The following is a 7,549-nucleotide window of genomic DNA, read 5'->3' as shown; positions in this document are numbered from 1 at the left end:
CAAACTCTCCATAAAAAGAAATTTGATTAGCTCAAATTGTTTTGCTGGCATCATGTTTGATGTCCAAAATTTTGTTTTGTTCACTAACTCAAGGTTAGCTACTAAAAACTTTATTGATTACGTTTTGCTTGTTCAGTTTTCAAGGTTCATTACTTTATTTTAAGTGTCACCTCTTGGCGACTCACTAATAATATCAAGAATCTAAAACTATGTCAACACTTTCTCAAAAAAAATCAATAGTTTTTAAAAATCTATTATTCTCCTTCTTCATCACTATATATATAAGAGGATTTAGCTAACCTTAATTTAATAACTCAAACTTCGCACCAATATAAATCGGCTTAATCATTGAGCTTGTTTGGTTCTTTACAATTTCAATAGGATTCTTGACAAAACATTTTATAAATACAAAAAGCACCTCATTCTTTGGTATAGTGAATTTGACTAGAATACACTACCAAACGAAAGAGGTGCTTTCATTATGATAGAGCATAATGGACCAAACAATCAACTGTCTAAAGAATTAAAATCTATTTTTAATGAATTAGAAATTTTTAAACATTTACGGAAAGCCGGCATTTACCTAAACCCCATTTGCCATGGTTGTATGAATCGATCTCAAAATTCCTTTCTTGTCTGGGACAGGTGTGGCAATCTTATACAATTCTTAATTATATCAAGGCTTATTTGTTGATTTCAGTCTGCGAAGTTTGAGTTAATAATTTCAAAGAGATAATTTTCTATATTTGACTTGGTTTTTAAAATATCAATATTCTCGTCCGTAGCTCGTTACATTTAGCCGTAGAAATCTTTGATGATGCTTTAGTTTCGACATCTAAATAAAACAATCATGAGCTTTCTTCTCCCAACTCCGGCATGAAAATAAGTTCCTCCTGTACATAATGGTAGTAACACAAACAGGGTGTAAGACGTGGCTTTTTTTGGTGGCTTAGACCCTTGGAATAAAACTGTTTAAGTGAATTTGGTGTTCAACCCTTTGTTAGCTCCACTTGATAGTAGGATGACTACATACAGAAAAATGCTTATTTTCAAATTTACTCACTGTTTGTGATCTTATTATTTGGAGTGATTGTTATAGAAGTATTTATTAAGAATTGTGCAGCCTTAGATGTGCACTCTGAGACAATTGTTGCTTGCGTTTTAAAGGGGAGACATGAAGGCGAAGTGTATCAAGAAACAGAAACATTCCATGTGTGAGGCAGCTTGGGCAGTTTCAAGAAGTCGAAATCGTTGGTTAGCGAACAAATATTGGTCACTCGCAGCACGAGGAGGCAAGAAAAAAGCACTCGTTGTGATTTCGCATCGAATGCTTCGAATCATATACTCCGTGTTACTGAACAAGGAGCCATATAAAGAACCACAATTGATTTAGTTTAACCAAAAACCAAAAGTTAAAACCAAGATCCTTCCAACAGGTACCTTTTCTTTCTTATTGGCTTTTTCCGTTATTTATAGAATGACTAATTCCACGTAAAAATATTCAAATGACAAAGACACTATTTATTTTCACAGAAAAATAAAAAAGGCAAACGCCAATTATCATTTATGCCTCGGTATAATTGCGTCCGGAATCGGCTTTATGCTTGGACTTGCAGATGTTTTTTGTACGAAAGCGCAGTGCTAACGTAGCGGCAGCAACATGAGGGCTGACATAATGTCGGTCATTTCGGTAATACCACAGGGCATGGCGTTTTTACTGATGACGGTTACATCTTTTATTAACTCCTTTTCGATTCCGTGACATCCGCCGGCAGCATTAACTTCTTTCAGCGGATGTTTGGACACCCGCTGAAAGAAGTTAATGGGTTGCCTTTCAATTATTATAAATTTGTTATAATACGTGAAATATAGAAGGTACGATTTTTACCTAAATCAAATATCTCCCCTGAATGGCTTAGTTTAATAAGTGGTCGAGTTGGTGCAAATTTATTTACAAACATTACTTCACCTTGTTCCAGATTAGATAGTTCAACTATTGTTCCTAGAGGAAGGTCGGCAACAATATCTATCAGTGCACGAACTACTTTAATATCAAACTTCCCAAATTCAGATTCATTAATCATCTCTATGACTTTAAAGGAAGATTGCTTACCTCTATACACTCGCTCACAAGTCATTGCATGGAATACATCTGCAACCGCGATAATTTGAGCAAAAGTAGAAATATTAGCGATTTTTTCCCCTTTCGGATAGCCACTACCGTTTAAACGCTCATGGTGCTGGAAAATAGCCTCTTTCATTGTATCCTTTAAGATTGTTAAATCTTTGACCATATTATAGCTATAAATCGGATGCTTATAAATTTCATCAAATTCCTGCTCTGTTAAGGTTGTTTTTTTATCGCGGATACGTGGATGAACTTTTGCCATTCCACAATCAGCTAATAACCCTCCAATTGCAACTTGAATTGTAATTCCTTTATCATAGCCTAATTTTTGTGCAATCACTGAAGAAATCAATGCTGTTGCTACACAATGATGGTACAAATAGTCTTTTGGATTTGAATACTCATTTAATTCAAAAATGATTGTACGATCTTCTAAAACCATTTCTACTAATGGCAAAATGATTTTACGTGCTTTCGCAATATCTACCTTTGCACCAGCTTCCCAATTTTTAAATTCTTTTTTGAATTGTTCAACAGAATTGTCATAAACCTTTTTGAAAGTTGGAACAGAATTTATTGGAACAACTAAATCTGTTTCTTGTACCTCCGTTCGAGCCTCTATACCATCTTTATAAACAGGGACTCTTGAAATATTAAAAGCAAAAAAAACTTGTAAATGCTCATGGGAAATTATTGTGTTTTTAAAAATTATTGGATATTGTGTATTAGCAAAAATATCTTCTGAAATTACTTTACCAACGCGTAACTCTGAAATTGGGACATGTATAGTTTCCACGCAATTAACTCCTCTTCACTATTTCACTTGCTTAAACATAAGGTTAATTTCATTTTATCATGGAATTCAAAATAATTACTTATTTTTCATGATTTATGCTAAAAAAACCGATGAACGGCAACATTAGCTGTCGTCATCGGTCTTTTTATTATTCTTCTACTTGATCATTTTCTTCATTAGAGTCTTCGTTAGAGTCTTCTTCTTTTTCAACCTTTGCTACAGTTGCAACAAGCTCTTCATCGCCTAAACGAATTAAACGAACTCCCTGTGTACTACGGCCAATTAATGAAATATCATTCACATCCATACGAATTAGCATGCCATTAATTGTAATAAGCATTAAATCTTCTGAACCATCAACAGTTTTTACAGCTACCATTGGACCGTTTTTATCAGTGATTTGAATTGTTTTTAATCCTACACCACCACGGCTCTGTAAACGATATTCCTCTTCAGAAGTACGTTTACCGTAACCTTTTGCTGTAACAACTAAAATTTCCTGTCCTGGTTCAATGATTTCCATACCAACTACTTCGTCACCATCACGTAGTTTAATACCTCGCACACCACCTGCAGTACGGCCCATTGAACGAATATCATCCTCTTGGAAACGAACAAGCATGCCATCACGGGTACCGATAATCACTTGTTTATCGCCATCTGTTAAACGAACAGCAATGAGATCATCCTCTTCTCGTAAACTTATAGCTATTAAGCCGTTTGTTCGGATGTTCGCAAATTGAGATACTGGTGTACGCTTTGTAATACCCGTTTTAGTCGTGAAGATAAAGTACGCATCTTCATCAAATGAACCAACACGGATCATTGCTGTTACTTTCTCACCTTTATCAATATTGAGTAAGTTAACAATCGGTAAGCCTTTAGCTGTACGACCAAATTCCGGAATCTCATAACCTTTTGCTCTAAATACTTTTCCTTTTGAAGTGAAAAATAAAATTGTATCGTGTGTAGATGTATTCATAAGATGCTCTACAAAATCATCTTCATTTGTGCCCATACCTTGTACACCACGACCACCACGTTTTTGACTACGATATGTATTCGCAGCTAAACGTTTGATATAACCATTGTGCGTTAAAGTTACGACCGAATTTTCGACTGGGATTAAATCCTCGTCCTCGATCATTTCTATACCGCCAGAAGTAATTTCAGTACGACGTATATCGTTAAAGCGTTCTTTTAGTTCTAATATTTCAGTACGAATAATATCAACAATTTTAGCCTCATCCGCTAAAATCGCTTTTAATTCAGCAATTAAAATTTGAAGCTCTTGATATTCTGCTTCAATTTTTTCACGCTCTAATCCACTTAAACGAACTAAACGCATATCTAAAATTGCTTGTGCTTGACGTTCAGATAAATTGAAGCGTTCCATTAATTGAGGTTTCGCTTCATCACCACTACGTGAACCACGAATAATAGCAATAATTTCATCGATATGATCAAGGGCAATACGTAAGCCCTCTAAAATATGTGCACGATCTTCTGCTTTTCTTAAGTCAAATTCCGTACGACGGCGAATAATAACCTTTTGATGCTCTAAATAATGATGCAACATTTCTTTTAAGCCCATTACTTTAGGTTGACCATTTACTAATGACAGCATATTAATACCGAAGCTAGACTGCATGGCTGTTTGTTTATATAAATTATTTAAAACTACATTAGCATTTGCATCTTTACGAACTTCAATGACTACTCGCATACCACGTCGGTCAGATTCATCACGTAGGTTTGTAATACCATCAATTTTTTTATCGCGCACAAGCTCTGCTATTTTTTCAATAAGCTTAGCTTTATTTACTTGGTATGGTAATTCATGAACAAGAATTGTTTCTTTACCATTTGATTTTTGTTCAATCTCTACCTTTGCGCGAATAATGATAGAGCCACGACCTGTTTCGTAAGCACGGCGAATACCGCTACGACCTAAAATTAATCCACCAGTTGGGAAATCAGGTCCTGGGATGATTTCCATCAATTCTTCCGTTGTAATAGCAGGATTTTCAGAAAGTGCTATCACTGCATCTATCGTTTCACCAAGTTGATGTGGTGGAATATTTGTCGCCATACCTACCGCAATTCCTGCCGCTCCATTTACTAATAAGTTTGGATAGCGACTAGGAAGGACAACAGGTTCCTTTTCTGAACCATCATAGTTATCTGTATAGTCAATTGTGTCTTTATTAATATCGCGAAGCATTTCCATTGCAATACGAGACATACGGGATTCTGTATAACGCATCGCTGCCGCTCCGTCACCATCGACAGATCCAAAGTTACCATGACCATCGACTAGCATGTAACGATAGCTGAAATCTTGCGCCATACGTACCATTGCATCATAAATGGATGAGTCACCATGTGGGTGATATTTACCCATTACGTCCCCAACAATACGTGCTGATTTTTTGTATGCTTTATCAGCTGTATTCCCTAGCTCTTGCATGCCATATAAAATCCGGCGATGTACAGGCTTTAATCCATCTCGTACGTCTGGTAATGCACGAGAAACGATTACACTCATCGCATAATCGAGGAAGGATGTTTCAATTTCTTTTGTTATATTAACTCCTTTAACACCGGAGCGTTCTTGTTCTGACAAAGTGTAGACCTCCTCTCAAGAAAAATTAAATATCTAAATTAGCGTATACAGCATTTTCTTCGATAAATTGACGACGAGGTTCAACTTCATCGCCCATTAAACGCTCAAATGCTTGGTTTGCTTTAATTGCATCATCTAATTCTACTTGTAACAATGTGCGGTGCTCAGGATCCATTGTAGTTTCCCAAAGCTGCTCTGCATTCATTTCTCCAAGACCTTTGTATCGTTGCACATTTGGTTTTGGCATTTTTGGTAGTCGTTCTAAAATTTCTTTTAATGTTTCTTCATCATAGCAATATTCAACATGCTTACCTTGCTTTACTTGATAAAGAGGTGGCTGTGCAATATAAATATAACCTGCCTCTATGAGAGGTCGAAGGAAACGGAAGAAGAATGTTAACAGTAATGTGCGAATGTGGGCACCATCGACATCGGCATCTGTCATAATAACGATTTTATGATAACGAGCCTTTTCTAAAGTAAACTCTTCACCAATACCTGTGCCAAATGCTGTAATCATTGCACGGATTTCTGCATTCGATAAAATTTTATCTAAGCGTGCTTTTTCAACGTTAAGGATTTTACCACGTAACGGTAAGATTGCTTGGAAGTGTCGGTCACGTCCAGATTTTGCTGAACCACCGGCAGAATCACCCTCAACAATATAAATTTCACATTCAGATGGATTTGTTGATGAACAGTCAGCTAATTTACCTGGCAAACTTGATACTTCAAGTGCATTTTTGCGACGTGTAAATTCACGTGCTTTTTTAGCGGCGACACGTGCACGAGCAGCCATTAAACCTTTTTCTACAACCTTACGAGCGACAGTTGGATTTTCTAACATAAATCGTTCAAAACCATCTGAGAATAAGGAGTTAGTAATTTGGCTAACTTCAGAGTTACCAAGCTTTGTTTTTGTTTGTCCTTCAAATTGTGGATCAGGATGCTTAACGGAAACAATAGCTGTTAACCCTTCACGAACATCCTCACCAGTAAGGTTTGCATCTGATTCTTTTAATAGTCCGTTTTTTCGTGCGTAATCATTAATAACACGTGTCAGAGCTGTTTTAAAACCAGACTCATGTGTACCGCCTTCATACGTATTAATGTTATTAGCAAATGAAAAAATATTTGAAGAGAATCCAGCATTATATTGCATAGCAATTTCAACTGAAATACCATCCTTTTCCCCAAGAACATCAATTGGTTCATGAATAGGCTCTTTAGATTGATTCAAATGCTCTACATAAGAACGGATACCACCTTCGTAATGATACGTAGTAGAACGTTCCTCACCTTCGCGTTCATCAGCAATTGTAATTCTGATTCCACGATTCAAATAAGCTAATTCACGAATACGATGTGCTAAAATATCATATTCGTAAACAGTCGTTTCTTTAAATATTTCAGGGTCTGCTTTAAAACGTGTAGTTGTTCCATTACGGTCTGAATCACCGATAATCATTAGCTCTTGAACAGTTTTCCCACGTACAAATTTTATTTCATGAATATGCCCCTCACGATGAACTTGAACAATCGTCTCGATTGATAGAGCATTTACAACAGACGCCCCTACACCATGAAGACCACCAGATACTTTGTATCCTCCACCGCCAAACTTACCGCCAGCATGGAGCACTGTCATAATAACTTCAACAGCAGGCTTACCCATTTTTTCTTGTATACTTACCGGAATACCACGACCATTGTCTTCTACACGAATCCAATTGTCTTTTTCTATCGTTACTTTTATATCTGTACAAAATCCGGCAAGTGCTTCATCAATACTATTATCAACAATTTCCCATACTAAATGGTGAAGACCTTTAGAGCTAGTTGAACCGATATACATCCCTGGTCTTTTACGTACCGCTTCTAAACCTTCTAATACCTGTATCTGATCGGCTTCATAAGCTTGATTTTGTAAACCTTCGTTCTCTATAGCCACGGCTTTCATCTACTCCTTCATAACATCATTGTGTGTAAATGAATGAAC

3 protein-coding genes are annotated in these 7,549 nt (G+C 36.4%); all 3 read right to left on the bottom strand.

Going from position 1 to position 7,549, the window contains the following annotated elements:
• Positions 1-1,841 precede the first annotated feature (1,841 nt).
• The 3 genes from AMS59_RS06540 to gyrB all read right to left on the bottom strand — a co-directional run bounded on the left by AMS59_RS06540 (position 1,842) and on the right by gyrB (position 7,510).
• Complete coding sequence (locus AMS59_RS06540; protein WP_053482954.1) at positions 1,842-2,924, bottom strand: HD-GYP domain-containing protein; 1,083 nt, start codon at positions 2,922-2,924, stop codon at positions 1,842-1,844.
• A 148-nt stretch (positions 2,925-3,072) separates the two neighbouring features.
• Positions 3,073-5,550: a DNA gyrase subunit A gene (gene gyrA, locus AMS59_RS06535; RefSeq protein WP_053482953.1), complete on the bottom strand. Its 2,478-nt coding sequence runs from the start codon at positions 5,548-5,550 to the stop codon at positions 3,073-3,075.
• Between the two features lie 25 nt (positions 5,551-5,575).
• A complete protein-coding gene (gene gyrB / locus AMS59_RS06530; RefSeq protein WP_053482952.1) occupies positions 5,576-7,510 on the bottom strand; it encodes a DNA topoisomerase (ATP-hydrolyzing) subunit B in 1,935 nt (644 codons plus the stop codon).
• Positions 7,511-7,549: the final 39 nt, after the last annotated feature.

This window comes from Lysinibacillus sp. FJAT-14745 (genome assembly GCF_001275675.1).
Lineage (GTDB): Bacteria > Bacillota > Bacilli > Bacillales_A > Planococcaceae > Lysinibacillus.
Note: the sequence above shows the minus strand (reverse complement) of the source record. Positions and strands in the feature narration are given on the sequence as shown.